The organism is Lysinibacillus sp. ACHW1.5 (assembly GCF_022014815.1).
Classification (GTDB): domain Bacteria; phylum Bacillota; class Bacilli; order Bacillales_A; family Planococcaceae; genus Lysinibacillus; species Lysinibacillus capsici.
On the sequence record NZ_CP091777.1, the window covers coordinates 374,287 to 401,233 of the forward strand.

Sequence of the window (26,947 nt, forward strand, 5' to 3'; positions counted from 1 at the left end):
TAGTTATAATGCATAATGTATATAATTTATTGCAATTTACTAAAAATCTATTGTATAATTCTTTTATCAGAAAATTCAATTAATAAGGAGTGGTACAATGGGGAAGTTGTTAAATTCAAAGTTTGAAACGTATTTAATGGATCAAGAATTCGATTTACGTGAAGAAGAAGAGAAAAATGAGGAGCAAATGGTGAATATTCAGTATGAAGAGTATCCAGAAGGGTTTTTTACAAGTTTATAATGAAAATTTGATGGGCTATGTTGAAAGTATACTAACTTTTAGCATAGCCCATTGTATATTATACCTCTATTGATAAATGGCTTTTCCAGTGCATATGAATGTAATATAGGATTAAAATAAGTGTATTAGGTCTGAAGACATATGTACTTTTGTGAAAAAGATTCATGTATAATGGGAAACAAAAATGCGTATAGAGGTGTAGTTATGTCGAAAGCTTTAACAGTAGAAGAAACGATTTATCAATGGTTTGATCATTTTCATCAATATCCCGAAGTAAGTTGGAAAGAGTTTGAGACTACTAAAAAAATTGCTTCCATACTGGATGAATTGCATGTTAGTTATCGTTTATTAGGTGATATACCAGGATTAATAGCTGAAATTGGGACTGGTAATGAAATTGTTGCAGTACGTGCTGATATTGATGCCTTATGGCAGGAAGTTGATGGGAAGTGGCAAGCAAATCATTCGTGTGGACATGATGCGAATATCTCCATGGTTCTTGGTGCATTATTACTACTGAAAGATCGCACCTTACAACATCGTATTCGTTTCATCTTCCAACCTGCTGAAGAACTAGGAAATGGCGCATGTGCAACGTTTGATAGAGGCGCGGTTGATGGAGTATCACATTTATTTGGTGTTCATTTAAGACCAATAGAAGAATTACCACTTGGCAAAGTTTCGCCTGCGATTCATCATGGCGCTGCTTATTTTTTAGAGGGATCTATTCAAGGAATAGATGCACATGGTGCTAGACCACATCAAGGTAAAAATGCCATCGATGTTATTATGGCCGTGCAACAAATGCTACACAGCATTCATTTATCACCATTTGAACCACATTCGGCTAAGTTAACAAAAATCATTGCGGATGGTGGTAGTACCAATATTATTCCAGGTAATGCTAGTTTCTCAATGGATGTTCGCGCACAGCATAATCAACAACTTGAATTGCTGCGCAGTAAAATTGAATCTGGCCTGAAATCAATACAGCAACAATTTGAAATTGATATGAGTTGGAAGTGGATAGATTTCACACCAGGTGCTGAAGTTTCCCCAACTGCTGCGAACATGGCAAAGAATGCCATCATTGAGGCTTTGGGAGAAGGGCATTTAGCAGATGAAATAACTACACCAGGTAGTGATGATTTCCATTTCTATACAGTTAAAAAGCCGGAATTAAAAGCGGCAATGATTGGAATTGGTGCGAATTTAACACCAGGATTACACCACCCTAAAATGACATTTGATCGCAGTGCCTTAATTGATGCTGCGAAAGTACTTGCATGTGTATTAGAAAAAAAGCCTGAATAAAAAAATATTAAAAGCTATATGAAAAAATGTAACTTTTTTTTCATATAGCTTTTTTGCATGAACATTTTTAATGATGCATGGATATTCAAGGGTTTGCATTGTTTTTTATTGCTACTTGAAAGCGTTTTATTACGCTAAAATAAAGGGATTTGCTAGGGAAGCATAAATTTTTTGCGTTGACTTTTAATTTTTTGAATATTAAGCTAAAAAACGTAAAAAATTATTTGCGTCTTGAAAAAACCGAAAAGGGATTTGGTGCAAAAAAAGGGGATGGAAAAATGAAAAAGGATATTAATGCGGGCTGGGCACTACTAACTTTTGCAATTATGATTATTACTATGTTGATTACAGTAGTTGTTTTAGAGCAAAGTCCTCACGTACCTCTTCTTGTTGGCACAACTGTAGCAGCAATTGTTGCCAAAATGCATGGATATAAATGGGCAGAAATTGAAGAGATGATGTATAAAGGGATACGTCTGGCATTACCTGCCATTGTTATAATTATTTTAGTAGGTTTGACAATTGGGGCATGGATTGGCGGCGGTGTCGTAGCAACAATGATTTTCTACGGTCTAAAGTTAATTTCTCCAGCGTGGTTCCTTGTGACAATCATGTTGTTATGTTCAATTGTGTCATTAGCTATTGGTAGTTCATGGTCTACAATGGCTACAATTGGTGTCGCGGGTATGGGTATTGGTTTAAGTATGGGTATTCCAGCGGCTATGATTGCTGGTGCTGTTATTTCGGGTTCATACTTTGGAGATAAGATGTCACCATTATCAGATACAACAAATCTAGCAGCAGGATTAACAGGGACTAATTTATTTGATCATATAAAGCATATGCTTTATACAACAATTCCAGCTTTGATTATTTCTCTTGTTGTTTTTGGATTTTTGGGTAGAAAATTTGCAGAAGTTTCAATGCAATCTGAGGAAATTTTAACAACTTTAAAAGTGATGGAAGAAAGCTTTGTTATTTCTCCTTTATTATTACTAGTTCCAGTGGGAGTTATTGTATTAGTAGCTAAGAAAGTACCAGCAATTCCAGCTTTAATTATAGGAATTGTTTCAGGTTTCTTACTACAGATTTTTGTACAAGGTGGTTCAGCTGCAAGTGCTGTACAAGCATTACAAGCAGGCTTTGAAATCTCAACAGGTAATCACATGGTGGATGATTTATTTAACCGTGGTGGTCTAGACTCGATGATGAATACGGTTTCAATGACGATTGTAGCGATGACATTTGGTGGTATTTTAGAGTATTCAGGAATGTTAAAGGCATTGATGAATGTAATTGTGAAGTTTGCTAAATCTACAGGAAGTCTTATTGCTTCAACGATTGCAGCTTGTGTAACAACCAACGCAACATGTTCTGAGCAATATATCTCAATTGTTGTTCCTTCACGTATGTTCGCGGGTGTCTATCAACAACGTGGTTTACATTCTAAAAACCTCTCTCGTGCATTAGAGGATGGGGGAACCTTAACATCTGTTTTCTTCCCTTGGAATACTTGTGGTGTGTTTATTTTAGCAACTTTAGGTGTAAGTGCAATGGAGTATGCACCATATGCAATTCTTAACTTCGCTGTACCAATTATTTCTATTATTTATGGATATATTGGATTTGCTATTGTTAAATTAACGCCAGAAGAAATAGCAGAAGCTGAGAAGCGTAAAAAGGCGATAGAAGCAGAAAATGCGGATAATATGGTAATGGCTGACTAAAATAAAAATTCTCGTAGATCCACGTGTATCTACGAGAATTCTTTTATAGAGCAGTTTAGTAAGTTGCAAAATTCAATTGGTAAATTTTGCGAGGACGTCCTTGCTGATGGGTCATTTCTTCACCAACAATATTTACATAACCATTATCAACTAATTTTTTGATAATACGCTCTGTAGTACGTCGTGTTACTTGGAGGTATTCAGAAAGATTTTGAGATGTAAATTGAGCTGACTGTCGTTCGTTACTGAAATTGATTATTTTGGAAATATTTAATGGACTTAAACTTGTAAGCTTAGCCATTTGCAAAACATAAGGATCATCGGTTTTTAAAGAAATTTTACCTTCTGTATTAGGGAAAGGCCCTAATAAGTTTTTATGTTCATCAAGAATATAAATCTCAAAAGGTTTAGTAAATGTTAAAGCATGCTGAGCATTTTGTGTGGCCTCCAAAATGGAATAGCCATAGCCAAATGCTAGCTTAAATGGTTGTTCAACTTGCTGTATGAGCTGCTCTAAGTTTTCCTTTTCTAGAGCATTTTGAAGATGTCCAGCAGTTGTGTATAGCTCAAAGGAATGCGTTGAAATTTGCTTAAAAGTTGAAAAGGTAGCTTTCGCAATTTGACTTAAAACAGTTGATTCAATGGCAGAATTTTTAGGGATTTCTAAGAGACCCACTACAGCCTTGAAAGCTTCTGACTTGGTTAATAGTGATTTTGATTTTGTTTCTTCAAGGCATTGAATAATAGATTTGGTAGCATCTAACATACGCATTGACGGTATTTGTAGTGCTTGTAATTCATCAAATACACTATGAATACTGGTAATGACAAAATCAATACTTTTTGAATTCCACAGGGCGATATGGCGTTTTAAAATATTCTCAGTTGGTTCAGTAATCGAAATATGCTGAACATGTGGCTTTTGACCATGAAATTCTATTTCTGCTAAAACATTATCAACGAATGCAGGGTTCATTACATCAATGGATATCCTGTCGATAGCTACAGCATGTTTGGCTACTAATGATAATAATGTTGTAGAAATGGTTGTTTCATCTTGCTTAATATAATTCCAAGGTATTGGAACTTCTGAAAGTAATGATTGAGTGTGTAGATAAGGTAACGTTCCTCCGAATAATATTGCATCACACGGTTTTATTTGCTTCATTAAGGTAGGTGCTTCAGAAGGGTGGCTGTAAAGATAAAATTCTAATTGAATATCGGTTATGTTTTGTGCGATACTAATAATACGTTTCATAAATGCTTTTGAACATATAATCGCTATTTTGGTAGACATGGACATCACTCCTTTTCTATTTTTTTAAACATTTAGCGACGTATTAGCGACAACTTTAACGACAGAGGAGACTGATTACGATGAAAATTAAACAAGTAGAAATTTTTGCTATACATTTACCGCTAATTGATCCATTCATTATTAGTTATGCTACATATGATACAATGCCTTCCATTATTTTAAAAGTAACTACCGATACAGGTGTGGTAGGGTATGGTGAAGCTGTTCCTGATGAACATGTAACAGGTGAATCATGGGAAAGTACATATGCTGTGCTAAAACATCAGCTTGTCCCAGCAATTATTGGGGAAAGTCCAATGGCCTTTGAAAAGCTTCACGATAAAATGAATAAAGTTGTGAAAGATGTACCAGCAGCAAAAGCAGCGATCGATATTGCTTGCTTCGATATTGCTGGGAAAGCCTTAGGGGTGCCAGTATACCAACTTTTAGGTGGACGTTATCATGAAAAATTCCCAATCACACATGTACTAAGTATTGGAACACCTGAAGCAATGGCAGAAGAGGCAGCTAATCGAGTAGAAATGGGCTATCGCTCTTTTAAAATGAAGGTAGGTACAGAGGTACTTCGTGATGTAGCCCGTATTAAAGCGGTACGAGAACGAGTAGGCGAAGACATTGCTATTCGAGTGGATGTAAATCAAGGTTGGGGTAATGCAGCCACTACATTACAGGGTTTACGTGCTATGAAAGATTTAAATATCGATTGGCTAGAGCAACCTGTCGATAGCGAAGACATTGATGGAATGGTAGAAATTAAATCAAAGTCTGATGTGACATTAATGATTGATGAAGGACTACGAGGCGTACGTGAAATGCGTGAAATTATAGCCAAGCGTGCAGCAGATAAAGTAAATATTAAATTAATGAAGTGTGGAGGCATCTATCCTGCTATGAAGCTTGCTGTTATGGCGGAAATGGTAGGAATTGAATGTCAAGTTGGTTCCATGGTAGAGTCGTCAGTTGGTTCTGCTGCAGGCTTCCATGTAGCATTTTCTAAGAAGATTATGACGAGTGTAGAACTAACGGGTCCATTAAAATTCTCAAAGGATGTTGGGAACTTACATTATGATGTACCATTTATTTGCTTAAATGAAAAACCAGGATTAGGTGTAGATGTAGATGAAGCTGTCATCCAGGAATTATGTAAGTTTTCAACTGTTGTCACAGCCTAAGGAGGCGTAATATGGAAATTATCTATGATGGTATGCTTGGTGAGACACCATTTTTTGTTATAAAATTAACGCTCCAACATTTACAACAAATTGAAGAGCTACAAGTTGAGGTTTATGAAGCCTTAGCAGATCAAAGTATCCTCCAACCCTTAAGCACAGAGGAATTTGAGTATATTTTAAATGGTCATGGAATGATGATAGGTGCTTATGTAGGGGAAGCGTTGATTGCCTTTCGTGCACTGTTAAATCCTCCTATTGATGATGAGCATCTTGGGTATGATTGTGGAATTGCAGAAAACGAATTTCAACGTGTTTTATATCAGGAAATATCGAATGTTTCACCAAAATATCGAGGTTACGGATTACAGAGAACATTAGCTACAGTAGTGATGGAAAATATCGATTTAGAAAAATACGATTATGTTTGCTCCACTGTAAAGCCATATAATATTCCGAGCTTAAAGGATAAATTCTCGCAAGACCTCGTTATTAAAGGATTGAAAATTAAATATGTAGATAAGCTTCGTTATATTTTTTATAAAGACCTAAGACAAGCAATGTCACCGAACTTTACTGAAAAGCAAGTGATATCGATGGGAGACACAACTGGGCAACAGCAACTTTTAAAACAAGGTTTCCTTGGCACGTCTATGTTTGAAGAAAACAACGATTGGTTTGTAGTATACGAAAAATAAAGCACAAAGCCTTACCTTTCACATAAGATTGTGGAGGGTAAGGCTTTTTTATTTTTTAAACGGCTCTATTATTTTTTCATTGGGCAAAAACCACAAGCCATTAAACCTGGGATATCTTTTGAAAAACAGCATGATTTTCTTACAGGAACGTTGACTAAATTAGTCGGGCTCAGACCACCTGTATATTGTGCCCACCAAGATTTATTGGAGAAGCGAGCCCATGTTTTTGGGTTCTCTAAAGCCTCAATATCCTCCATGGCTTGATCGGCTAGGCCAGGGTTCGATAATAATATATGATAATGCCATAGCAAATAGCCAAAGAAATTTTCCCAAATGGTAAGAGGGGAGATGGAGGTTACTTTACGAAGCTGCTGGACAATGACGTGTCCATCGTAAAGAATTTTCTCAATAACAGCTTGGCGTTCATCTTCATCAACGTAGCGCCAATCATTTGGATTGGCAAACATGGCAACAGTAAAGCTATTAAATTCTTTTGCAGCATCAAAACGCAATTCAAGTGGCTTACCATCCCATACTTCGTCATAAGCGGCAAGCATATATAATTGCATAGCAAAAAACATACCATAGCGGCGTGCAAAGTGAGAAATAGCTGCTGTTTCTGTTGCTGCATCTGTTATACCCATCATAAGGTTTAAAAAATCAGGATGATAAAAGTCTTTATGTATATCAGCTAAAGTAAATAAAGTCCGCTTAGGTTCAGTTGTATAAATACTGTACGAATTTAATTGTTGAACTTGATCCATTGTTAAAGCTGGCATAGTTATCCTCTTTTCCTTTGAACATCTGTTAACTTCATTATAAAGTAATCATTTTTGCTTCACAAATGGAATATCATGTAGTAAAATACATTAAACATATAAGAAAGGTGGGTTTTTTGATGTCGCACCTTCATACAATTCCAAGACCACTAGTTAGACTGAACCAGTGGACTATTCTTTTGAGTGTCATTTTATCATGGATAACAGGAATTACCTGGATATTAGTAATTCCACTAGCTGCAAATTTACTAGGTATTTTATGCAACTATAACCCGATACTTCGTGTAGGGAAGCTCTTTTTAACAAAGGCTCCATCTACATATATACCAGAGGATGCTCAGCAGCAAAAATTTAATTCAAGTATTGCTAGCCTTTGTTTATCAGCTGGTTTATTAGGTTATCTGTTACATTGGCAGGTTGTTGGTCATATCTTTACTGGCCTGGTTGCAATTGCATCATCCATTGCAATAGCAGGCTTTTGTATAGGCTGTTTTTTACATTTTCAGTTGAAGCAATGGCAGTACCGACGCTCATTAAAAAAATCTTTTTGAAAAGGTAAAAAAATTATAAGATTATGATTGACATTTTAATTGATAATGATTATCATTATCGTATAAAGATTATTCCTCGTCTACAATACAGTGTAGAGAGGATGAACTTTAGCTACTTTTCTCCAGAAGTTTGCTAGTTCATGATTACGCTCCTAAAACCCCCCTCATTTTTTGGGAACGTGAAAATCTCAGACGACTTATTCTAAATTTAGAATAGAGTCGTCTTTTTTTGTAAAAAACAGCCCATAAAATGGACTGCTAGGAAGTTGTGTTTTGTTGCACAGCATTCTTTTTCCCGATAATCATTGTATAGTAACTATGTAATAGCATACCAACAATGATGACTCCGAGACCTGCAAGTGCAAGAGGGCTAGGGAAGGCAATTCCTAATAGTAATACCTCACCTATAATAACAAAAAGAATTTCTGTTGACTGAGTTGCTTCCACAGCGGCTAGCTTGCCTTGATGGTCTCTTACGCGATCCGTTGCTATGAAAAATAAAACTGTTGCTATAACGCCTGAGCTAATTCCAACAAGCAATGATTGAAACATTTGACTTGCTGAGGGAAGTCCTACTGTAAGAATGGCATAAATAGCCATGATAATCCATGCTGGCATCGAAGCAATGGTCATTCCTAACACCCGCTGAAAAGTATCGATTCGGCCCCCGCAAACTTCCATCATTTTACGATTGCCGAGGGGGTAAGCAAAAGCTGCAACGATGACAGGTAAAATACCAAGCATTAAACTTCTAAGCGATACTGATTGTGCATGAGGTATTTGTATAAGCAAAATACCTACTAAAATGACACATGAAATAAGCAAGGATATGAAAGGTATTTTTTGTCGCACTGTTTTACCAGCAATGATCGATACAAAAAGAGGAGCTAATAATACACCAGCAACGATTGTAAACTGCCATGTACCTGAAACCAACCAACCTGGACCAAAAGCAGCAGCAAATGTTAATGGCGCGTAAAATAAAACAAATCCAACAAAGCTCCAAAGTAGCCATGCTATAGGCTGTGCTTTTATTTCACCAGAAAGCTGTGAAAAGCCCTTACGATAAAAGACAATGATAAGCAAGAAAGGGAGCATAAAAAAATAGCGTAATGATGCACTCCATAGCCAACTACCACCTTGCATTTCCATGGCGTGATTTAAAATAAATGTCACGGCAAAGAAAAGGGAAGCTAAAATACCTAATGCAATTTCTTTCATAAACATCACCTCAATTTGAGTTTATAACCTCAAACCCTTTATGTAATTTGAAAATTCAGTAATTATGGCTGAAAAAATTACGAAGAGAGGAAAAACCCCTCTTCGTAGCTATGAAAATTTTTCATGATTTCTTAGGTAAATGCGTATAGAAATAAGTTCATTCAAAATTAAAACTATTATTTTGCTTGCTGTTCAAAAAGCTGAACGATTTCTATGATAACTTGAGTTGCTTTTTCCATTGTTTCAGCGGATACATATTCGAATTTACCATGCATGTTTTCGCCACCAGCGAAAATATTTGGTGTTGGTAGGCCCATATAGGATAATTGTGAGCCATCTGTACCACCACGAATTGGCAGGGTATTCGGTGTAATATCTAATTTTTCCATTGCAGTACGTGCAATGTCAACAATTTCTTTTACAGGCTCAATTTTTTCACCCATATTGTAGTATTGATCTTCAATGGTAATGCTCAGTGCATGCTCACCAAATTGTGCTTGAATTTTAGCTGCAGCATCACGCATTAATTGTTTTTTCTCTTCAAACTTTTGGCGATCATGGTCGCGCACGATATAAGATAGCTCAGTATGCTCAAGAGCCCCTTTAAAGCTCATTAAATGAATGAAACCTTCATAACCTTCTGTCTTTTCAGGAACTGCGTCAGCAGGCATTTCATTTTGGAAGGCAATGGCCATTGTAATAGCATTCACCATTTTATTTTTTGCTGAACCAGGATGGACGCTAGTGCCTTTTGTAATTACTTTAACGCCAGCGGCATTGAAGCTCTCGAATTGTAGTTCGCCAAGTGGTCCGCCATCCATCGTATAGGCATAGTCTGCGCCGAAAGTAGCTACATCAAATTTATGTGGCCCACGACCAATTTCTTCATCTGGCGTGAAGGCTACACGAATTTTACCATGCTTGATAGTAGGATTTTTAATGAGGTACTCCATTGCCGTCATAATTTCAGCAATCCCTGCCTTATCGTCAGCGCCTAATAATGTAGTACCATCTGTTGTGATAAGTGTTTGGCCTACATAGTTTTTAAGCTCTGGGAAGTCAGTCGGAGACATAACCAAGTTTTCGTTTAGCTGAATATCTCCACCATCATAATTATCTACACGCTGTGGCTTCACATTTGTACCTGTATAGTCAGTAGCGGTATCAACATGGGCTAAAAAGCCGATAGTTGGTACTTCTTTATCTGTATTAGCTTCTAATGAGGCAAATAAATAGCCATTTTCATCTAATGTAATGTCTGTTAAACCAATTTCAGCAAGTTCGTCTTTTAAAACATGTAATAGGTCAAATTGTTTTTGTGTAGAAGGAGTTGTTTCGCTTGTGAAGTCTGATTGTGTATCAATTTTTGCATAGCGTATTAATCGCTCAATTACTTGTTCTTTCATAAGTATGGCCTCCTAATGTGTATATGTTAAAATTCTTTGTGCATTCACAAAGCCGATTCCAGACGTAATTATGCCTTGACATAATTGATATTATTGTAACACTTTACTTCGGATTTCGGAATATTGAAGGATACTTAAAGCAATAAGTAATTGGGCGCTATAATAAGTCAGCATGATAATTTCATGAGAAAATGCTAGTGGCATGACAAATTTGTTAATAGCTAAATAAGAATCAGATGCAATAAATAATATTGCACCAATTGTTGCCAGAGTAGATCCAGTTTTAATAGCTGTCCATCCCATTGTGAGTATCACAGAAATGTAGGCGATTACGGCAATACCAAGTATGGTTTCACCTGTTTTAAAGACAGATCCCGCAATCCATATAGCCATACTTGTTCCATAGAGTAATAAAAGTATCTTTGCCCAAGTTGGTACATGCCGCTCATTTGCAGTAGAGAAAGCAAAAATATAAAAGATATGCCCGATAAGAAAGCTAGTTAGACCGATTAAAAACCACTGCAATGTATAGTCTCCAATCATGCAGAATACAAGCCCAGCAATAATCAAAAGTTGGTATTTTTTAATATGTAATGGCTTCTGAATCGCAGCTAAAATAATGATGAGCAACATAGGAATCACTTTAAAGATGAGTTTTAAACTTTCAGCAATATGGGAAAAGAGAAAAATATAATAAAGACCCAATAAAATAATGACACTGATTAATAATTTTTTTAACAAATTTTTCAGCTCCTTTCCTTTTGAAATTCAATATTTATGGTAGAATTCCTTTCTGTACAACGTATGTATGAAACTTTTTTAGTATGTAACCGTAAAGTAAGTAGTGAGAAAGAAGAAGAGAGGATGAACCAAATGACTAAGCTACTGATAGCTTCTGCAGTCATTGCATTGATCGCAAGTGTGTTAGTGACACCGCTTATTACGAAGAAGCGAGAAGATGGACAATCGAAAAAAGTAATAGGATATTTTTTTATAGGAGTCTTTATACTAGGGTTTTTAGCCACAGGGATTACGTTATATGTAACAAAAATTGATGTAAATTGGCTTGTTTTTTGGCCGGCTATTATTTTATTAACGTTAGCGGGTGCTCTGCTAGCAAGTGGTATCGAACGGAAAATAAAAGGTGTTTTATTTTTAGCAAGTTTAGGGGTAGCTGTGTATGTTTTATCAGCACCCTTATGGAATGCTAATGAAAAATTTAAGTCATCCGAAATGAAGGAAGAAGTTGAAATAAAACCATTCGATGAGACACAAACACCTGCAAGTGTACCACCGAAATTTGCTCGTAATAAAATGAAAAAGGCTTTCGGACAAGTGCCAAATACGAGCTACTATGAATTAGGACGCTTACAAATTCAAAAGGTGAAGGGCGAATATGTTTATATTGCACCAGTTGAATTTTCTGGATTCTTTAAATGGATGAACGGTGGTACAACACCTGGTTACTTCATAATGAGTGCTACAGATTCTGCGGATAATCCTAAATTTATTAAAGAGGAAATGAAATATGTGCCTTCTGCATATTTAAATGCTAATTTAGAACGTCATATTCGTTTACAACATCCATTCCTAATTTTTTACGGTGACGTACAGCTGGAAGTAGATGATGAAGGAAAGCCATACTATATTCGCTCATATGGGGAATTTATTTCTGCGCGTAATGGCTTTGATGTAAAAGGAATTGTCTTGGTTGATGCGCTGACGGGGAAATCAGAGGTCATTAAACTGGATCAAATACCTGAATTTATTGATGGTGCTGTATCACCAGAGACAGTAAGTTTACAAAACAGTTATTTCGGTAATTATGTACATGGTTTTTGGAATAGTATGTTTGGTAAAAAGGATGTAAAGATTCCTTCTGATGAAGGAACAGAATCGAATGTTAGCCCGATTTTCGATGAGAAGGGTGATATGTATTACTTTACAGATTTTACAAGTCCTAAAGAAGGTGTAGATTCAATGTTAGGCTATTCACTAACTAACGCACGAACAGGGGATGCAACATACTATACAGGGAATCAAGACTCAAGTTATATGGATTCACAAGGTAATTTACAAATAATAGAGAAGAAATTTATCGAGAAAAAATGGAGTGGCGAAATGCCAGTGTTGTATAACTTTTATGGAGAAGCGAGCTGGCTGACAGCGGTGCTAGATTCCAATGGTTTCTTACAAAACTATTTTATTGTTTCTGCAGCCAATCCTGAAATTTCCGTTTACGCTACTACTCCTAAGGAGGCATTGAAATTATATAAAACAGCCTTAAGTCGAGGAGGAAATACTGTAGATGGTAGCTCAAGTGCTGAGGAAAAACAAATAAGTGGTAAGGTATTACGTGTATATAAAGAACGTCTAGGCGATTTTACAACTGTATCTTTCTTATTAAACAATGGTGAAAATTATTTAGTGAGTGCCGAAACAGAACCTTTAGCAATTTATTTACAGGAGGGTGATGAGGTAATACTCACTTATGGAGATACAGGAGAGCAGTTCCTACCAGTTCGCTCTCTTATAATTAGAGGACTACAATAAAAGAACAAAAGACGATCTTGATATTACGAAGATCGTCTTTTTTATGTAGCTTGCCCTTGAACATAGGTAAGCATCTTTTCTCTATGGTTCATAAATAGTCTTTTTGCATGATCATTTAGTGTAAAGATTTCTTGTATATACCCCTGTAACAATTTATCTTCATATTCAAAAGCATGGCTTTGAGTGTTTTCTAAAATATAGGATAATAAAAGAGCATGCAAGACAACTACTTCTAAATTCTGTGTATTCGTAACGAATTTTAAATTGAGTATAGTAGTGTGAGAAACGAACTGATTGACATAATCAATGGGTTTTTTATATACATTCAAATCAATATGTGGCTCCAGTCTTTTTCTTAATTGGGTGCATTCATTATTTAAGTCTTCAATTTTTAAGAATAAACCTCTTACACTTCTCTTATGCTGTTGTTCTAAGGTGCGAGCAAGATGTTTATTGATATTGGACATTGTTTCTATAACTCCTTTCTTTAATAGGTATCATTTATTAATATGAATGGAATAGCTGGAAAAGGAAAGAGTCTTTTCGTTTAATTTAAGGTTAGATTTATAGAAGTAATTGTGGCAATATCCCTAGATTGAATATATATGGGTAATATTTTTATGTAAAAAATGGAATTATTATCATACGATAGTAACTCCATTTTCGTTCGTTTATTTCCAATTAAACCCTTTAGTTGCTAAAAACTCTTTGATATGTGGACGTCGTTGTTCAATTAAAAAATCAGCCATCTGTTTTGTCCAGTTATCAATTTTTCTGTTAGACGAGCGGCTGTTATAATATATTTCCATTTCCTCGTTGTAGGCTGGTAAGAGTTCTTCATATTTTTCAACATTGTATTCATTTTCATGTAATACAGCAGATACAGGTAAACGAGGTTTTACCTCATTGCGACGTGCAGGAACGCCGATTGTTAGCCCGAATAATGGGAAAACGTGATCAGGCAGATTAAATAATTCACTGATTTCAGAAGGTTTATTGCGTACACCTCCAATATAGCAAATGCCATAACCCATTGATTCAGCCGCAATAACAAAATTCTGTGCAAACAATGATACATCTGCTACCCCAACAAGGACATTTTCAGCAGAATCAGCTACAATATCCACTCCCTCTAGTTTCCCAGCCATTTGAAGTCGCTTGAAATCTACGCAAAAAACAAATGCCCCACCTGAAGTTTCATATTGACGTGGATTACCAGAGAGTAAGCCTAATTTTTCCTTTTTATCTGCATCTGTTACCCATATTACACTATAGGCTTGCACAAAATGTGATGTTGCAGCCATTTGTGCTGTTCCAATTAAATCTTCAATGATTTCTTTTGAAATCGGTTCTCCATCATAGATGCGTACCGAGGAATGGCTACGTAATAGTTCTTTAACCATTAAAAACTCTCTCCTTTGTGTCTGTTCTATACCTTGAGCATAGCATGCTTTTCTAGCAAAATCGAATAATGAGGAACAAAAAGTTATTTATAAATAATTTATAAATGTCGAAATTATCTCGTAAAGTAAAATATTTCATTTGATATAGATTAAATATTCTAAATAGTATAAAATTATAGAAGCGACTGTTTATTTGGTTGTGCTACCAAAAATTACATGATCTTTATTCACAAATGTTTAGACAGCATTAGCTATTAGGTGATGAGATCCTCCTGGAATAAAGATACACTCTCTGACGGATGTCACAGATTTACTGGAACCAAATATGCAAGTTGAACAAAAATAAAGTGGAATGGAGGAATAGGGAATGGAAGAAAAGTTAGCGAAAAAGCTTCGTCATGAACAATTACGAAGCAAGGTTGTAACAGCAGAAGAAGCAGCTTCTTGGATTAAGGATGGCATGGTATTAGGGATGAGCGGATTCACACGTGCTGGCGATGTTAAGGTTGTACCTCTTGCACTTGTAGAAAAAGCAAAAAAAGAGGATTTTCAAGTAGATGTCTTTACAGGTGCATCACTTGGACCTGAGGTAGACCAATATTTAGCGGAAGCAGGGGTCATTCGTAAGCGCGGTCCTTTCCAAGCAGATTCTGGTATTCGTAATAAAATCAATAGTGGTGATATCACATTTGTCGATGCCCATCTTTCCCATAATGCTGAGCTTGTTCGTCAAGGTATTATTGGACCAATTGATTTTGCGATCATTGAAGCTGCTGCTATTACAGAAGAAGGCTTATTAATTCCTACAACATCAGTTGGTAACTCTCCTATTTTTGTGCAAGAAGCAGACCAAGTCATCATTGAATTAAACGTAGCACAGCTTGATGCATTAGAGGGTATACATGATATTTATGTACCTGCACAACAAGGAAAACGTGATCCAATTCCTTTACAGAATGTTTCTGATCGTCTTGGTATAATTGGAATTCCACTAGATTTAGATAAAGTAAAAGGCATCGTCATTTCGGATATATTAGATGCGCCATCAACAATTGTCCCTGCGGATGAAGAGACAGATGTTATGGCTAATCACTTATTAAATTTCCTACGTGAAGAGATTAAAGTAGGTCGCTTAACTACAAGTTTGCGACCAATTCAATCTGGTGTAGGTTCAGTAGCAAATGCTGTATTGCTAGGCTTTAAAGACTCTGAGTTTGAGAACTTAGAAGTTTATTCTGAAGTTCTCCAGGATGCAGTATTTGAATTAATGGATGCAGGGAAAGTGAATTTTGCATCTGCAACTTCTATTACCCTTTCTGAGCAAGTAGGAAACCGTGTTTATGGGAATTTTGAAAAATATGCTGATAAATTGGTGCTGCGCCCTCAAGAAATTTCAAATCAGCCTGAAATTATTCGTCGACTCGGATTAATTTCAGTGAATACGGCATTGGAATTAGATATTTACGGCAATGTGAATTCCACACACGTTTCTGGTACAAAGATGATGAATGGTATCGGAGGGTCTGGTGACTTTGCTCGTAATGCACGTTTAGGAATTTTCGTGACAAAGTCTTATGCTAAGGGTGGAGATATTTCGAGTATTGTCCCAATGGTCTCACATGTGGATCATACGGAGCATGATGTTGATGTCATTGTAACTGAACAGGGCGTAGCAGATTTACGAGGACTTGCTCCAAAAGAACGAGTGGGACTTATCATTGATAATTGTGCACATCCTGATTACAAGGAGCAACTGTGGCAGTACTTTAATGATGCCAATGAGGCAACGGGTGGACATCACACTCCACATGACCTAGAAAAAGCACTATCATGGCACGTTAATTATGCGAAAAACGGTACGATGAAGGACCCTGCTTTTACGAAACAATAGTATTAAATTAAAAGCCTTGAAGGACAGATAGTCTGTTTCTTCAAGGCTTTTACGTTTTAATTTAATGAAAGTCTTATAATAATCCAATCCATTTCCAATAAGTTGCAGAGAACAAAAGTATGAGAAGGAAACCGATAATGGTTAATGGAATCCCAGATTTCAAGAAATCCTTTGTTGTAAAGGAACCTGTACCATAGGCAAGCATGTTTTGTGGTGCACTAATTGGTAATAGGAAGCCAAAGCTTATGACGAATTGTTGCACAATAACAAAACCAACTTGATCAACATTAGCTGTTAATGTGGAGGCTAAAACGATAAACACAGGTATAAGTGCTGAGGCTAAGCTAGTTGCGCTTGCAAAGCCTAAATGAATCAAAATGTTAAATAAAGTTACGAGTGCAATGGTTGCTAGTAAAGGCATAGTATCTAGCCCAAGTGAACCGAAAACTTTATCTGATAACCATGCAGCACCTTGCGTATTCAGTAAAATGGTTCCTAACATAATACCTACCGCAAAGACGATAATTGTCCCCCATGGAATATGGGGCTCAACTTCCTTCCATGAATACACACCGATTTTGGGCATTAATAGAATAGCGATAGCAATAATTGTGACTGTTGTCGTATCGAATGGATGTAGCTTTCCTTCAGTTGCCCAGAAAAATAGTAAAACTACGGATGTAATGATTAAACGAATTTCAGGAGCCTTTAATGGGCCCAGCTCTGCAAGCTGTTTTTTGATGACCTCTTTACCACCTTCGATATTGCTAGTCTCAGGTTTAATTAAAGCAATCATAATGAAAAATAAAAAGATAGACATAATAATTGAGAAGGGGGCGGCATAAAGTAGCCAAGCACCCCATGAAATATCCACGTTAAATTGCTCTTGGATAAAGTTTAAGGCCACCATATTTTGAGCTGCTGCAGTCTTAATACCGATATTCCAAATGGAAACGGCTTGTACCGAAGTAATAACTAACAAGGCAGCAAGCCGACTATCACGTGGTAAACCAAACGCTGCAACCATTCCAAGCAATATCGGTACTACCGCGCCAGCTCGTGCTGTAGCAGAGGGTACAAAAAATGCGAGGACGATAGAGACTAAAATAGCGCCAAATACGATAGCTTTTGTTTTCGTTCCCACCAGTGAAAGAATCCAAAGAGCAAGTCGTTTATGTAGATTAGTAATTTGCATTGCTGCCGCTAGAAAAAGAGCTGCTGCTACTAAAGCAACGGCAGAATTACTAAAGCCACTTAAAGATAATTTTAATGCGCTAGCTGTTCCTAGCTCTGTAGTTGGATCATCCATTGACGGAGCGAGTCCTAGTAATACAGTTACTAGTGCAATGATCATGGCCGAGCTTACAGGATATGAAACGGCCTCTGTAACCCAAAGGATGACTGCAAAAGCTAAAATGGCTAAAGCTCGTTGTCCAGCTATAGGTAAATCACCATTATTAGGTAAAAAGGTAATAATGATAAGTAACGCGAATGCCAAGCCAATCCATAGTGGCTTTAAATTAAGTTTTGTAGCTGCTTGCTTTGGTGAAGACATATTTCCTCATCCTTTCTACGATAAAAATGACGATTATTATCCATAACATCGGCCTGTATAATGTTTTATTAAGATAAGAATATATGTATTTTATTGTAGATAAAAATCTATGTGAAAATGGTGTTTTTTACAGCAATATGAGTAGATAAAGAGAAAATACATGGTCACAAAAAATACAAAAATATCCATAAAATATTATTTCTTTTTCTTAAAGGCAGAAGTTACTTTAGGCTCTGTGCCATTGACTAATCGTTTAATATTTTCAAGATGCAGGATGATGGCTATGCCAAAAAGAAAAAGAGCTATAATGGTTGGACCAATGCCAGGAATCCATAAATAAGTTGCTGTACAAAACACGAGATAAAATTCTAGCACACCAACAATTAAATAATTTGTTGCAAAGGATAAAATAACAAATAAAATAAGTGCAAATAAACCAATCTTCCAATCAACGGCAAGTAAAATACCAATGATGGAGGCCGTTCCTTTCCCGCCGTTGAAGCCCATGTAGAATGGGAAATTATGACCTAAAATAACCCCAGCAGCCATAATATAAGTAAGCAGCCAAATCTGTTCTTCTGTTAAATGAATGGCGTCCGCTAGATAAAAATGTGCACCTATAATAGCCACAACGCCTTTCCCTATATCGATGAGGGCTACTAAAACGCCATATTTCCAGCCGAGGGAAAGAGTAGCATTAGAGGCACCAGCATTACCGTGGCCAGCCTTTTTTAAATCAACCCCCGATAAAAATTGGGCTACTTTAGAGCCGTGAATACAGCCTATTAAATAGCCAATCATAAGAAAAATGATCACGGCTTTTACCATAAAAATACTCCTCTCAAAATTTTTTCTAAAATAGTGTATGCGTTCATATTACGTATAAGAGCAGACAGAAGTTTCGGAAAAAATAAAATTTACATGTTGACAGAAAAAAACTCTATGTTTATACTGTGTAACAACGATGGAAATTGAATCTCATACTCTTATCAAGAGCGGCGGAGGGATAGGCCCTATGATGCCCGGCAACCAGTAAGCAATGAGCTTACTAAGGTGCTAATTCCTACAGATTCTTACTTGGATCTGGCAGATAAGGGGAGGAAAACTTGCAACCGCAACCCTCTTCTTAGCTGAAGAGGGTTTTTGTTTTCTACAGAAAAATCCTCCTCATCTCCGGTACCATCGTAAAAAAATAACCATTTGGAGGTACACAATGACAAATTTTAAACCAGAAACATTGCTGTTGCATGGTGGTCAAGAGCCAGACCCAGTGACGGGTTCTCGCACAGTTCCAGTCTATCGCTCAACTGCTTTTGTATTTAAAGACACTGCTCATGCGCAACGTCTTTTTGCCTTAGAGGAAGCAGGGAACATTTACACACGAATTACCAATCCAACAGTTGATGTGTTTGAAAAACGTGTGGCTTTATTGGAAGGTGGAACAGCAGCAGTAGCACTTTCATCTGGTGCAGCAGCTATCGCATTTTCCATTTTAAATCTAGCTGGAGCTGGTGATGAGATAGTAGCAGCTAGTTCTTTATATGGTGGTACGTATAATTTATTTGCTAACACATTACCAAACTATGGTATTAAAACGATTTTTGTAGATGAAACAAACCCAGAGAATTTTAATGCGGCGATTACTGATAAAACAAAAGCTGTCTTTGCAGAGGTTTATGGTAATCCAAGCTTAAAGGTTTTAGATATTGAAGCAGTAGCTAAAATTGCACATGATAATGGTCTACCATTAATTATTGACAGCACGTTCGCTTCTCCTTACGGTTCTACACCTATTGAATACGGTGCAGATGTTGTGGTTCATTCAGCAACTAAATGGATAGGAGGTCATGGCACAACTTTAGGGGGCGTTGTTGTAGACGCTGGTAAGTTTGATTGGACTAGCGGTCGATTCCCTGGTTTTACTGAACCAGATGCCTCTTACCATGGTCTACGTTATGGAATTGATACAGCTTCTGCTGCCTTTGCTACAAAGCTACGTGTACAATTATTACGTGATTTTGGTCCAACATTAAGTGCTGATGCTGCCTTTAATTTATTGCAAGGGTTAGAAACGCTTCATCTGCGTATCCCTAAACACAATGAAAATGCATTGGCAGTGGCTGAGTATTTACAAAACCACCCATCTGTGGAGTATGTAAATTATAATGGCCTAGAAGATTTTCCGACACATGGGTTAGCAAAAAAATATTTAAGAAATGGCTTCGGTTCAGTGCTTACATTTGGCATAAAGGGTGGACGAGAAGCTGGGCGAAAGCTTATTGATAGCGTGAAATTATTCTCACATGTAGCAAATGTAGGTGATGCAAAGTCATTAATTATTCATCCAGCTTCCACTACTCATCAGCAACTATCAGCAGACGAATTAGTTCAAGCTGGTGTAACCGAGTCGCTCATTCGCTTATCCATCGGTTTAGAGGCAGTAGAGGATATTATTGCTGATTTAGATCAAGCCATTACACAGGCAACAACAGCTGAACAAACAGTAGAAGCTTAAAATTTAAAACAAATGGTAGAATGTTGTGGCGTTTACGTATTTTCTCATTCGATTAGCCTCATTTGGTAATGCGTTAAACGCTGCTACATCAACCTATTACTGCACCCGTTAATTATCAGAACCTTATAAAAAATAATACCAAGTAATTATATATGTATTGTTGACTTATTTAAATCCATGTTCTATACTAGGAAATAAGTTAATGGTACGAAAATTCTTTTTAAAAAAGGTAAATGTTTTCATAAGTGCTCCCCCACTTTTGAATATATAGAAGGGTAGTTGCCTAGCCAGTGACTACTCTTCCCAAAAACTGATGATAAAGGAGTGTTTAAAATGGGTAACATCTATAGTGCGCAAAACATTGTATCCTATCTAATATATGAGCTAAATGAAGGGCATGTATTTGTCAACAATAAATCCATTCAACACCTTCTTACATCAGTCGAAAGAAAATGGCAGGAAGTTTTTGGTCATACAGCATTTCAAGAACATGTTTTTACAGAAGAAAACTTTACTGTTAAGGAAGTATTTGAGACTTATGAACAGTACGGTGTGAGCCATATCTCACTTCCTGCGACAGAGTTTTACTTGAAGTATGGTACATTTCAATTAGTGGAACGTACGTATGCAATACCAAATTTTACAGAAGAAGAGATTAGTCTTGTTCAACAAGCTTTAGCACAATATCGTTATCAATTGCTTTCAAAAGCAAGTTAAAACCCCCTCATATTTTTAAGCTCATTCTCTGCTGCTACAGGGAATGAGTTTTTTCTTTAAAAGGATTGTTATGAGTGTCTGAGCATACATATATATAATAGAAGAAAGACATTCATATATTGAAATGTAAATAGTCAATATTTGTTCAAATCTTATAGATTGATTAATAAAACGTATAATAAAGGGAATGAAACCGATTTCTTTTGCACATCTAGAGAAAACAAATGTCCTTCCTAGAAAGATTTTTCTTGTGCAAAGTGTGTATTTGCGTTACAATTTTCTTTAAGTTAAATTTTGAATTATTTGAATTTGTATGTGTCCTAACACATATAGAAATAGCGAAACTCATACAAAGAGAGTTGTTGGCTAAAGGCTGCGGTGGGTGTCAAATTGTTATGACACAACCCCATAGAGAGTTAGCTTTAATGAAACTGCGGAATGTAAGTTGGAGGGAATAATAAGAATGGCAACTATAAAGGCAGCGATTTTAGGATTTGGAACGGTAGGTCAGGGGATTTACCATATTTTAAATGAAAAACGAGAAGAGCTAAAAAATAAATTAGGTATTGAATTAGAGGTAGCGAAGATTTTAGTGACAGATGCTAGTCGTGAACGTGTCCCAGGCACAGCACATTTAATGACAACAAGTATGGATGAAGTCTTAGCAGAGCCAGGTATGCAGGTTGTGTTTGAAGCAATTGTGAACGAAGAACCTGCATACAGTTATTTAAAGCGAGCGGTGGAACATAAGTGTCATGTTATTACTGCCAATAAAGTGATGTTTGCCAAACGAGGTTTGGAGTTGCAGGATCTTGCAAAAGCTAATGGCGTTTTTGTAGGCTATGAGGCTACTACTGCTGGTGGCGTACCTGTTATAAAAACAATGAAAAATATCTTACTTGTAAATGATGTAAGTCGTATTCAAGGTGTCTTAAACGGCACATGTAATTATATTTTAACAAAAATGCGTGCACAGGGCTGGTCGTTCGAAACAGCTTTAAAAGAGGCACAAGGCTTAGGTTATGCCGAAGCAGATCCATATAATGATATATCTGGACAGGATGCATTTAAAAAATTAATGATATTAAGTGCCTTAGCTTTTGGTGAGCAGCCTGACTGGTCAGATGTAGAGGTAATTGGGATCGATAGTATCTCTGCAGAACAAGTTCATGAAGCATGTGAAAAGGGTCTACGTTACCGCCATGTAGCTGAAGTGGAAAAACTAGCTGACGGTAAGATTATTGCAAAAGTAGGCCCTCAACTAGTTGATAAAGAGCATCCACTTTATCCAGTCGATGATGTGTTCAATGCGGTGGCATTAGAGACTAACTATATTGGTACATTAACATTAATCGGTCCTGGAGCAGGAATGTATCCAACAGCGAGTGTCATGGTAGAAGATTATGCTGAAATCATTGGGAAAAGAGCAGGATTTGTTGTGACAATCTAATAAAAGCTTTAAAAAAGGCCCGCCATTCAACAATGTTCAATTGTATGAATGGTGGGCTTTTAGTCTTCATCTTTGACGTCTATGTCCTCTGGAATAGGGGTAGCACGCCAAATTTCAATTTCCTCTTTTATACGTTCCAATTGTTTAAAATAAGTGCTGAATTGTCCACTATTGATTAAAATTTGTTGGCCATCGTAAACAGAACGGATGCGTCCTTCGTAAACTAGACGCATTACTTGATCCTCAGGCATACCAAGATCAATAGCTGTCTCTTCAATTGATTTGTACATACGATTCGCTCCTTTTACTGTTTTTATTATAACGTCCAATCATGAGAAAACATACTATTGGAATTAAAAGAAAAGTAAAAATGATAATTGTTTGATTTTGGATAAATATGTATGATTAGTATGGATAAAGATGTGGAGTGGGGATGAGTTGATAAATGTTAAATTCATTGTTTGTATTACTAGCAGCTATTCTATGGGGAATGACAGGTACTGCCCAAACCTATTTGGATCAAGGGGTATCTCCAATAGCAGTGGCCATGATTCGTTCTGCAATTGGTGGCAGTTTATTATTAGCTATTACGATTATAATGAGGAAAATTAATTTTTTAAGGTGGTCATGGAAATGGACAATTTTAGCTGCGGCTAGTATTGCACTTTTCCAAGGTCTTTTCTTCTCATCCATTCGTCTAACAGGTATAGCCATTGGAACTGTTGCTACTATTGGTAGTGCACCAGTGTTTTCTGGTGTTTTGGAGTGGCTAGTATGGAAAACACGTCCCACAGCGGTATGGGGACTTGCGACATTAATGGCCATTGTCGGATGTCTTTTATTGTTTATGAATAATGGAGAGGAGTCTGTTCACGTTGGCGGATTCACATTAGCGCTTTGTGCAGGTTTATCCTTTGCATTTTACACAAACATAAGTAAAAAATTAATGGCACAAGAAGAGGCATTACCCGCAGTTGCTATGACTTTCTCCATTTGCGCTTTGTTTTTACTGCCGTTTTCTTTACAAGGTGGATTTTCCTGGTTAGTAAATGTACACAACTTATGGACAATGTTATTTATGGGGATTATGTGTACAAGCGTAGCGTATTTCCTGTTTTTAAGTGGACTACAAAAAATTAGTTCATCCTCAGCTGTAACACTTTCATTAGCAGAACCATTGACTGCTGCAATTCTTGGTGTGTTTTTAATTGGAGAACACTTAAGTATAGTTTCCTGGCTTGGAGTAGCGATGCTTTTAGGTGGCATTGTTGTTTTAACATTGGGTGGGAGAAAAAAGCTAAAACCTTAAGAAATTCTTCATTTTTATAATAGCTGGTTTTTAAGATTTAGAAGATACACTTATATTTGAGAGCGAGGTGTATATCATGACGAAATTAACAGTTCTTGTTACAGATGACGATCAAGATATTCGTGATGGTATTGAAATCTATTTAAAAAATGAAGGCTATCATGTCATTAAAGCAGCAGATGGCTTAGACGCATTAAAAAAGCTAGAGAACAATGAAGTACATTTAATCATTTTAGATATCATGATGCCAAATATGGATGGAATTACAGCAACCTTTAAAATTAGAGAAGAGCGCAATATTCCCATTATCATGCTAAGTGCTAAGGCGGAGGATGGCGATAAGATTCATGGATTATCAGTTGGAGCAGATGATTATGTGACAAAGCCATTCCATCCATTAGAGCTATTGGCACGTGTAAAATCTCAGCTGCGCCGTTATGTTCAGCTAGGAACATATAGTGAGGGAGCTACAAAGGTGGAAATAGACGGACTTGTACTTGATGAAGAGGCAAAAGAGGTTGTACTAGAAGGAGAACCAGTTCGACTAACCCCGATAGAATATAAAATTACAGAACTATTAATGAAAAATGCAGGGCGTGTGTTTTCGATTCGTGAAATTTATGAACGTGTTTGGAATGAGGAAGCTTATAATGCTGAAAATATTGTAGCTGTTCACATTCGGAAAATACGTGAAAAAATTGAAGCTGATCCGAAAAATCCGCGCTATCTAAAGGTGGTATGGGGCGTTGGTTATAAAATGGAAAAATAAACTAGAGAAGTATATGACAATTGCAGGGTTTGTTGCAGGCGTTGTTGGACTCATTTATTTTGGTGTTTATGCCTACCAAATTGTCAATTCTCGCTCCTCAGAGGTTTTACAATTGTTAGAAAGAATTTTTTAGAGGAGTGTAAAAAGGGATGGTAAAAAAGTGGAAATCTCTTCTCGTATTAATGTGTTTAATTTGGACAATTTTCGGTGTCTTTACTTTTTATAATGTGGGCTATCAGTATATTGGTAAATCATATTTTGATTCGGAAAATTTCCAACATGAAATCGATAATTTCACGGCAGAACTAGGACCGTTAGTAATTAATGTACCAAATGCAGAGGAATTGAAAAATAAAATTGAGATTACTCAAACTGAAATAGAAGATCATCGTAATTATTATGGTACATTAGGACAGCAAATCGATAATATTAAGGCACAATACGAACAACGTATTCAGGAAGCTATAGATGCCAATGCTACAGAATTAAAGACAAAGCTAGTGTCTGAACGTGATAATAAAATTAAAGATATTACAGCAAATTTTGAAGATGATGAGCATGTAAGAAAAAAGATTCTTGCTGAAAAGGAAGCCCTCATTGATAAATATATTAAAGCCGCAAAAGGTGAATCCAAAAACTTTGGAAAAAACTATGACTATTGGTCTTATGAGTTGACCAATACAGAAACTGGTAAAACGTACCGTGCAGGTGATGTTACCGAAAGTAGTGCCTATAAAATTAAGTATACTGATCGAAAACCGCTATATGCATGGAATATCAGTGAGAATTTAAGAGATATTTTTTACAATACCGAAACATACGTGAATGTAGATGATCTTTACGAAACAGCTGAATATACAGGTGTAATAGCTATTTCAAAAAAAGCAGCTATGTCAGAAGATGTTATACGGGGAGGATATCAACAATTTCAACAGTTTCAACGCAATCAATATACTCATTACTTTATTTGGCTCACAAGTATTTTAATGGCCGTCTTTGTATGGAGGGGGCGTAAAGACTTATTACAGATAGTTACGAGTATGAAGGAAAAAGATCTTTTAACAAAGTATAAAATCGATGTACAAATTATTCTTTTGTTAATAACGAGCCTTATGTATTTCATTTCAGCCCAGGTTGTTTTTGAATCTATTGAATATAATTCTGTTTATAATTATAATTATGTCCGTTTTATACTCGATATTGGCTTTAAAATAGTTGTTTTAATGGTAATTGGTAGTGTTTTCTTCGTGCAATTAATTTGGTTGTATACAAGAGTAAATACTTTGAATAAGCTAGAGGAAAATGTGAAATCGAGCTATTTATGGTCACTTGGGGATTCGTTGACTGACTTATTTATTAATCGTTCGATCGCATTACATTCAATTGTAATGCTAGCCGCAGCCTTCTTTGGAGGTGGTAGCCTTGTTGCTACCATGATAGGAGGCGGAGCTTTTCCAGTCCTTGTACTTGGCATTTGTATGTTTATAGGATTTCCTGCTATGATTGTTTTCCTATCAAGAATGGGTTATTTAAACCGTATTATGAAAGATACGAAGGACATGGCTGAAGGACGTTTAAATCGTGATGTAAAGGTAAAAGGTAAATCTCCGCTTGCAGGTCATGCAGAAAACCTCAATCATTTACGAGAAGGTGTGCGTACGTCCATGCATGAGCAGGCGAAAAGTGAGCGGTTAAAAACAGAGCTGATTACAAATGTGAGTCATGATTTACGTACTCCTTTAACCTCTATAATTACGTATACCGATTTACTGAAGAAGCCAAATATTACAGAGGAAGAACGGAAACAATACATCCATATACTGGATAAAAAATCTGAACGTTTAAAAGTGCTGATTGAAGACCTTTTTGAAGTATCGAAAATGGCTAGTGGTAATATTGAACTTCACCGCAGTCGAGTAGATTTAACACAGCTTATCCAACAAGCTGTAGGGGAGCATAAAGAGGATTTAACACAGTCACAACTAGATTTACGAATGACCATGCCTCATGATCCAATCTTTGCATATGTGGATGGTCAAAAATGGTGGAGACTTATTGATAATTTAATTGTCAATGTGTTGAAGTATGCGCTAGAGGGAACGCGTGTTTATGTGACATTTAAGCGTACGGCAGATGGCGATGCTGAATTTACGGTGAAAAATGTAGCAAAGTATGAAATTAGTGAAGATGCTGAGGAGTTATTTGAACGCTTTAAACGTGCAGATGCCTCACGTCATACAGAGGGCTCAGGGCTTGGATTAGCCATTGCACAATCCATTGTCGATTTACATGGAGCAAGAATGAGCATTGATGTAGATGGCGATTTATTTAAAGTAATCGTTCGAATTCCAGCAGTTTAAT

The 26,947-nt window shown here is 36.5% G+C and carries 25 protein-coding genes and 1 riboswitch; of the genes, 15 read left to right on the plus strand and 10 right to left on the minus strand.

Translation table 11 applies throughout. From position 1 onward, the window contains the following. Positions 1-97: 97 nt before the first annotated feature. From L6W14_RS01790 to nhaC, 3 genes are all read left to right on the plus strand, one after another. Positions 98-241 carry a hypothetical protein gene (locus L6W14_RS01790; RefSeq protein WP_167444843.1) on the plus strand — a complete coding sequence of 48 codons (144 nt, stop codon included), beginning with the start codon at positions 98-100 and terminating at the stop codon, positions 239-241. A 204-nt stretch (positions 242-445) separates the two neighbouring features. Further along, a complete protein-coding gene (locus L6W14_RS01795) occupies positions 446-1,555 on the plus strand; it encodes an amidohydrolase (protein ID WP_054549062.1) in 1,110 nt (369 codons plus the stop codon). Between the two features lie 278 nt (positions 1,556-1,833). Next, entirely contained in the window at positions 1,834-3,282 is a 1,449-nt protein-coding gene (gene nhaC, locus L6W14_RS01800; protein ID WP_131520676.1) for a Na+/H+ antiporter NhaC, read from the plus strand. A 55-nt stretch (positions 3,283-3,337) separates the two neighbouring features. On the opposite strand, the gene L6W14_RS01805 is transcribed toward nhaC, so the two are convergent. Continuing rightward, on the minus strand, positions 3,338-4,579 hold the full coding sequence (locus tag L6W14_RS01805) for a helix-turn-helix domain-containing protein (protein WP_131520677.1): 1,242 nt from the start codon (positions 4,577-4,579) through the stop codon (positions 3,338-3,340). A gap of 80 nt (positions 4,580-4,659) precedes the next feature. Here L6W14_RS01805 and L6W14_RS01810 point away from each other — a divergent pair, with 80 nt between their 5' ends. Together L6W14_RS01810 and L6W14_RS01815 are read left to right on the plus strand one after the other, a co-directional pair. Continuing rightward, entirely contained in the window at positions 4,660-5,772 is a 1,113-nt protein-coding gene (locus tag L6W14_RS01810) for a mandelate racemase/muconate lactonizing enzyme family protein (RefSeq protein WP_237899174.1), read from the plus strand. An 11-nt stretch (positions 5,773-5,783) separates the two neighbouring features. After that, positions 5,784-6,467 carry a GNAT family N-acetyltransferase gene (locus L6W14_RS01815; RefSeq protein WP_131520678.1) on the plus strand — a complete coding sequence of 228 codons (684 nt, stop codon included), beginning with the start codon at positions 5,784-5,786 and terminating at the stop codon, positions 6,465-6,467. 68 nt (positions 6,468-6,535) lie between these two features. On the opposite strand, the gene L6W14_RS01820 is transcribed toward L6W14_RS01815, so the two are convergent. Next, a complete protein-coding gene (locus L6W14_RS01820) occupies positions 6,536-7,246 on the minus strand; it encodes a Fe-S oxidoreductase (RefSeq protein ID WP_131520679.1) in 711 nt (236 codons plus the stop codon). 119 nt (positions 7,247-7,365) lie between these two features. Here L6W14_RS01820 and L6W14_RS01825 point away from each other — a divergent pair, with 119 nt between their 5' ends. Then, the gene (locus L6W14_RS01825) at positions 7,366-7,797 is read left to right on the plus strand and encodes a DUF4395 domain-containing protein (RefSeq protein ID WP_131520680.1); all 432 of its coding nucleotides are present in this window, start codon (positions 7,366-7,368) and stop codon (positions 7,795-7,797) included. 258 nt (positions 7,798-8,055) lie between these two features. Here the strand turns inward: L6W14_RS01825 and L6W14_RS01830 are convergent, their stop codons facing one another. The 3 genes from L6W14_RS01830 to L6W14_RS01840 form a co-directional block, all read right to left on the minus strand. Then, the gene (locus tag L6W14_RS01830) at positions 8,056-9,018 is read right to left on the minus strand and encodes a DMT family transporter (RefSeq protein WP_131520681.1); all 963 of its coding nucleotides are present in this window, start codon (positions 9,016-9,018) and stop codon (positions 8,056-8,058) included. A gap of 176 nt (positions 9,019-9,194) precedes the next feature. Further along, positions 9,195-10,424: a peptidase T gene (gene pepT / locus L6W14_RS01835; RefSeq protein ID WP_131520682.1), complete on the minus strand. Its 1,230-nt coding sequence runs from the start codon at positions 10,422-10,424 to the stop codon at positions 9,195-9,197. 90 nt (positions 10,425-10,514) lie between these two features. After that, positions 10,515-11,165 carry a lysoplasmalogenase gene (locus L6W14_RS01840; RefSeq protein WP_131520683.1) on the minus strand — a complete coding sequence of 217 codons (651 nt, stop codon included), beginning with the start codon at positions 11,163-11,165 and terminating at the stop codon, positions 10,515-10,517. Positions 11,166-11,297: 132 nt separating this feature from the next. On the opposite strand from L6W14_RS01840, the gene L6W14_RS01845 reads away from it, so the two are divergent. Further along, positions 11,298-12,977 (plus strand): hypothetical protein, encoded by a 1,680-nt coding sequence (locus L6W14_RS01845; protein WP_237899175.1) that lies wholly within the window; start codon positions 11,298-11,300, stop codon positions 12,975-12,977. A 41-nt stretch (positions 12,978-13,018) separates the two neighbouring features. On the opposite strand, the gene L6W14_RS01850 is transcribed toward L6W14_RS01845, so the two are convergent. Both L6W14_RS01850 and chrR read right to left on the minus strand, forming a co-directional pair. Next, positions 13,019-13,444, minus strand: coding sequence for a hypothetical protein (locus tag L6W14_RS01850; protein ID WP_054549068.1), 426 nt, complete (start codon positions 13,442-13,444; stop codon positions 13,019-13,021). 204 nt (positions 13,445-13,648) lie between these two features. Next, entirely contained in the window at positions 13,649-14,380 is a 732-nt protein-coding gene (gene chrR / locus L6W14_RS01855) for a class II chromate reductase ChrR (RefSeq protein ID WP_048393273.1), read from the minus strand. A 367-nt stretch (positions 14,381-14,747) separates the two neighbouring features. On the opposite strand from chrR, the gene L6W14_RS01860 reads away from it, so the two are divergent. Beyond that, the gene (locus L6W14_RS01860; protein ID WP_131520684.1) at positions 14,748-16,271 is read left to right on the plus strand and encodes a succinyl-CoA:acetate CoA-transferase ScpC; all 1,524 of its coding nucleotides are present in this window, start codon (positions 14,748-14,750) and stop codon (positions 16,269-16,271) included. A gap of 73 nt (positions 16,272-16,344) precedes the next feature. Here the strand turns inward: L6W14_RS01860 and L6W14_RS01865 are convergent, their stop codons facing one another. Continuing rightward, the gene (locus L6W14_RS01865; protein ID WP_131520685.1) at positions 16,345-17,826 is read right to left on the minus strand and encodes a DASS family sodium-coupled anion symporter; all 1,482 of its coding nucleotides are present in this window, start codon (positions 17,824-17,826) and stop codon (positions 16,345-16,347) included. A gap of 195 nt (positions 17,827-18,021) precedes the next feature. Beyond that, on the minus strand, positions 18,022-18,654 hold the full coding sequence (locus L6W14_RS01870) for a glycerol-3-phosphate acyltransferase (RefSeq protein ID WP_131520686.1): 633 nt from the start codon (positions 18,652-18,654) through the stop codon (positions 18,022-18,024). A 155-nt stretch (positions 18,655-18,809) separates the two neighbouring features. Then, positions 18,810-18,923, plus strand: a riboswitch (SAM riboswitch). A 116-nt stretch (positions 18,924-19,039) separates the two neighbouring features. On the opposite strand from L6W14_RS01870, the gene L6W14_RS01875 reads away from it, so the two are divergent. The 3 genes from L6W14_RS01875 to L6W14_RS01885 all read left to right on the plus strand — a co-directional run bounded on the left by L6W14_RS01875 (position 19,040) and on the right by L6W14_RS01885 (position 22,508). Next, the gene (locus tag L6W14_RS01875) at positions 19,040-20,341 is read left to right on the plus strand and encodes an O-acetylhomoserine aminocarboxypropyltransferase/cysteine synthase family protein (RefSeq protein ID WP_131520687.1); all 1,302 of its coding nucleotides are present in this window, start codon (positions 19,040-19,042) and stop codon (positions 20,339-20,341) included. Between the two features lie 333 nt (positions 20,342-20,674). Continuing rightward, complete coding sequence (locus L6W14_RS01880; RefSeq protein ID WP_131520688.1) at positions 20,675-21,058, plus strand: hypothetical protein; 384 nt, start codon at positions 20,675-20,677, stop codon at positions 21,056-21,058. A gap of 463 nt (positions 21,059-21,521) precedes the next feature. Further along, positions 21,522-22,508 (plus strand): homoserine dehydrogenase, encoded by a 987-nt coding sequence (locus L6W14_RS01885; RefSeq protein ID WP_066038433.1) that lies wholly within the window; start codon positions 21,522-21,524, stop codon positions 22,506-22,508. A 59-nt stretch (positions 22,509-22,567) separates the two neighbouring features. Here L6W14_RS01885 and L6W14_RS01890 read toward each other — a convergent pair whose 3' ends face one another. Next, positions 22,568-22,798, minus strand: coding sequence for a MerR family transcriptional regulator (locus L6W14_RS01890; protein WP_131520689.1), 231 nt, complete (start codon positions 22,796-22,798; stop codon positions 22,568-22,570). Positions 22,799-22,953: 155 nt separating this feature from the next. Between L6W14_RS01890 and L6W14_RS01895 the strand changes: the two genes are divergently transcribed. The 4 genes from L6W14_RS01895 (at position 22,954) to L6W14_RS01910 (ending at position 26,946) form a co-directional block, all read left to right on the plus strand. After that, the gene (locus L6W14_RS01895; RefSeq protein WP_131520690.1) at positions 22,954-23,817 is read left to right on the plus strand and encodes a DMT family transporter; all 864 of its coding nucleotides are present in this window, start codon (positions 22,954-22,956) and stop codon (positions 23,815-23,817) included. Positions 23,818-23,893: 76 nt separating this feature from the next. Next, complete coding sequence (locus tag L6W14_RS01900) at positions 23,894-24,586, plus strand: response regulator transcription factor (RefSeq protein ID WP_004229740.1); 693 nt, start codon at positions 23,894-23,896, stop codon at positions 24,584-24,586. After that, on the plus strand, positions 24,564-24,719 hold the full coding sequence (locus L6W14_RS01905; protein ID WP_193767359.1) for a hypothetical protein: 156 nt from the start codon (positions 24,564-24,566) through the stop codon (positions 24,717-24,719). Before L6W14_RS01900 ends, L6W14_RS01905 begins: the two co-directional genes overlap by 23 nt. Positions 24,720-24,735: 16 nt before the next feature. Next, the gene (locus L6W14_RS01910) at positions 24,736-26,946 is read left to right on the plus strand and encodes a sensor histidine kinase (protein ID WP_237899176.1); all 2,211 of its coding nucleotides are present in this window, start codon (positions 24,736-24,738) and stop codon (positions 26,944-26,946) included. The last annotated feature ends 1 nt before the right edge of the window (position 26,947 follow it).

Excerpts from the sequence above, each read along its gene's own strand:
- L6W14_RS01885 (WP_066038433.1), top strand. The coding sequence starts at position 21,522 with ATGGCAACTATAAAGGCAGCGATTTTAGGATTTGGAACGGTAGGTCAG.
- L6W14_RS01830 (WP_131520681.1), bottom strand. The coding sequence starts at position 9,018 with ATGAAAGAAATTGCATTAGGTATTTTAGCTTCCCTTTTCTTTGCCGTG.
- L6W14_RS01815 (WP_131520678.1), top strand. The coding sequence starts at position 5,784 with ATGGAAATTATCTATGATGGTATGCTTGGTGAGACACCATTTTTTGTT.
- L6W14_RS01820 (WP_131520679.1), bottom strand. The coding sequence starts at position 7,246 with ATGCCAGCTTTAACAATGGATCAAGTTCAACAATTAAATTCGTACAGT.
- L6W14_RS01910 (WP_237899176.1), top strand. The coding sequence starts at position 24,736 with ATGGTAAAAAAGTGGAAATCTCTTCTCGTATTAATGTGTTTAATTTGG.
- L6W14_RS01890 (WP_131520689.1), bottom strand. The coding sequence starts at position 22,798 with ATGTACAAATCAATTGAAGAGACAGCTATTGATCTTGGTATGCCTGAG.
- L6W14_RS01795 (WP_054549062.1), top strand. The coding sequence starts at position 446 with ATGTCGAAAGCTTTAACAGTAGAAGAAACGATTTATCAATGGTTTGAT.
- L6W14_RS01825 (WP_131520680.1), top strand. The coding sequence starts at position 7,366 with ATGTCGCACCTTCATACAATTCCAAGACCACTAGTTAGACTGAACCAG.
- L6W14_RS01875 (WP_131520687.1), top strand. The coding sequence starts at position 19,040 with ATGACAAATTTTAAACCAGAAACATTGCTGTTGCATGGTGGTCAAGAG.
- pepT (WP_131520682.1), bottom strand. The coding sequence starts at position 10,424 with ATGAAAGAACAAGTAATTGAGCGATTAATACGCTATGCAAAAATTGAT.
- L6W14_RS01810 (WP_237899174.1), top strand. The coding sequence starts at position 4,660 with ATGAAAATTAAACAAGTAGAAATTTTTGCTATACATTTACCGCTAATT.
- L6W14_RS01805 (WP_131520677.1), bottom strand. The coding sequence starts at position 4,579 with ATGTCTACCAAAATAGCGATTATATGTTCAAAAGCATTTATGAAACGT.
- L6W14_RS01790 (WP_167444843.1), top strand. The coding sequence starts at position 98 with ATGGGGAAGTTGTTAAATTCAAAGTTTGAAACGTATTTAATGGATCAA.
- L6W14_RS01845 (WP_237899175.1), top strand. The coding sequence starts at position 11,298 with ATGACTAAGCTACTGATAGCTTCTGCAGTCATTGCATTGATCGCAAGT.
- L6W14_RS01865 (WP_131520685.1), bottom strand. The coding sequence starts at position 17,826 with ATGTCTTCACCAAAGCAAGCAGCTACAAAACTTAATTTAAAGCCACTA.
- chrR (WP_048393273.1), bottom strand. The coding sequence starts at position 14,380 with ATGGTTAAAGAACTATTACGTAGCCATTCCTCGGTACGCATCTATGAT.
- nhaC (WP_131520676.1), top strand. The coding sequence starts at position 1,834 with ATGAAAAAGGATATTAATGCGGGCTGGGCACTACTAACTTTTGCAATT.
- L6W14_RS01880 (WP_131520688.1), top strand. The coding sequence starts at position 20,675 with ATGGGTAACATCTATAGTGCGCAAAACATTGTATCCTATCTAATATAT.
- L6W14_RS01900 (WP_004229740.1), top strand. The coding sequence starts at position 23,894 with ATGACGAAATTAACAGTTCTTGTTACAGATGACGATCAAGATATTCGT.
- L6W14_RS01850 (WP_054549068.1), bottom strand. The coding sequence starts at position 13,444 with ATGTCCAATATCAATAAACATCTTGCTCGCACCTTAGAACAACAGCAT.
- L6W14_RS01860 (WP_131520684.1), top strand. The coding sequence starts at position 14,748 with ATGGAAGAAAAGTTAGCGAAAAAGCTTCGTCATGAACAATTACGAAGC.
- L6W14_RS01870 (WP_131520686.1), bottom strand. The coding sequence starts at position 18,654 with ATGGTAAAAGCCGTGATCATTTTTCTTATGATTGGCTATTTAATAGGC.
- L6W14_RS01895 (WP_131520690.1), top strand. The coding sequence starts at position 22,954 with ATGTTAAATTCATTGTTTGTATTACTAGCAGCTATTCTATGGGGAATG.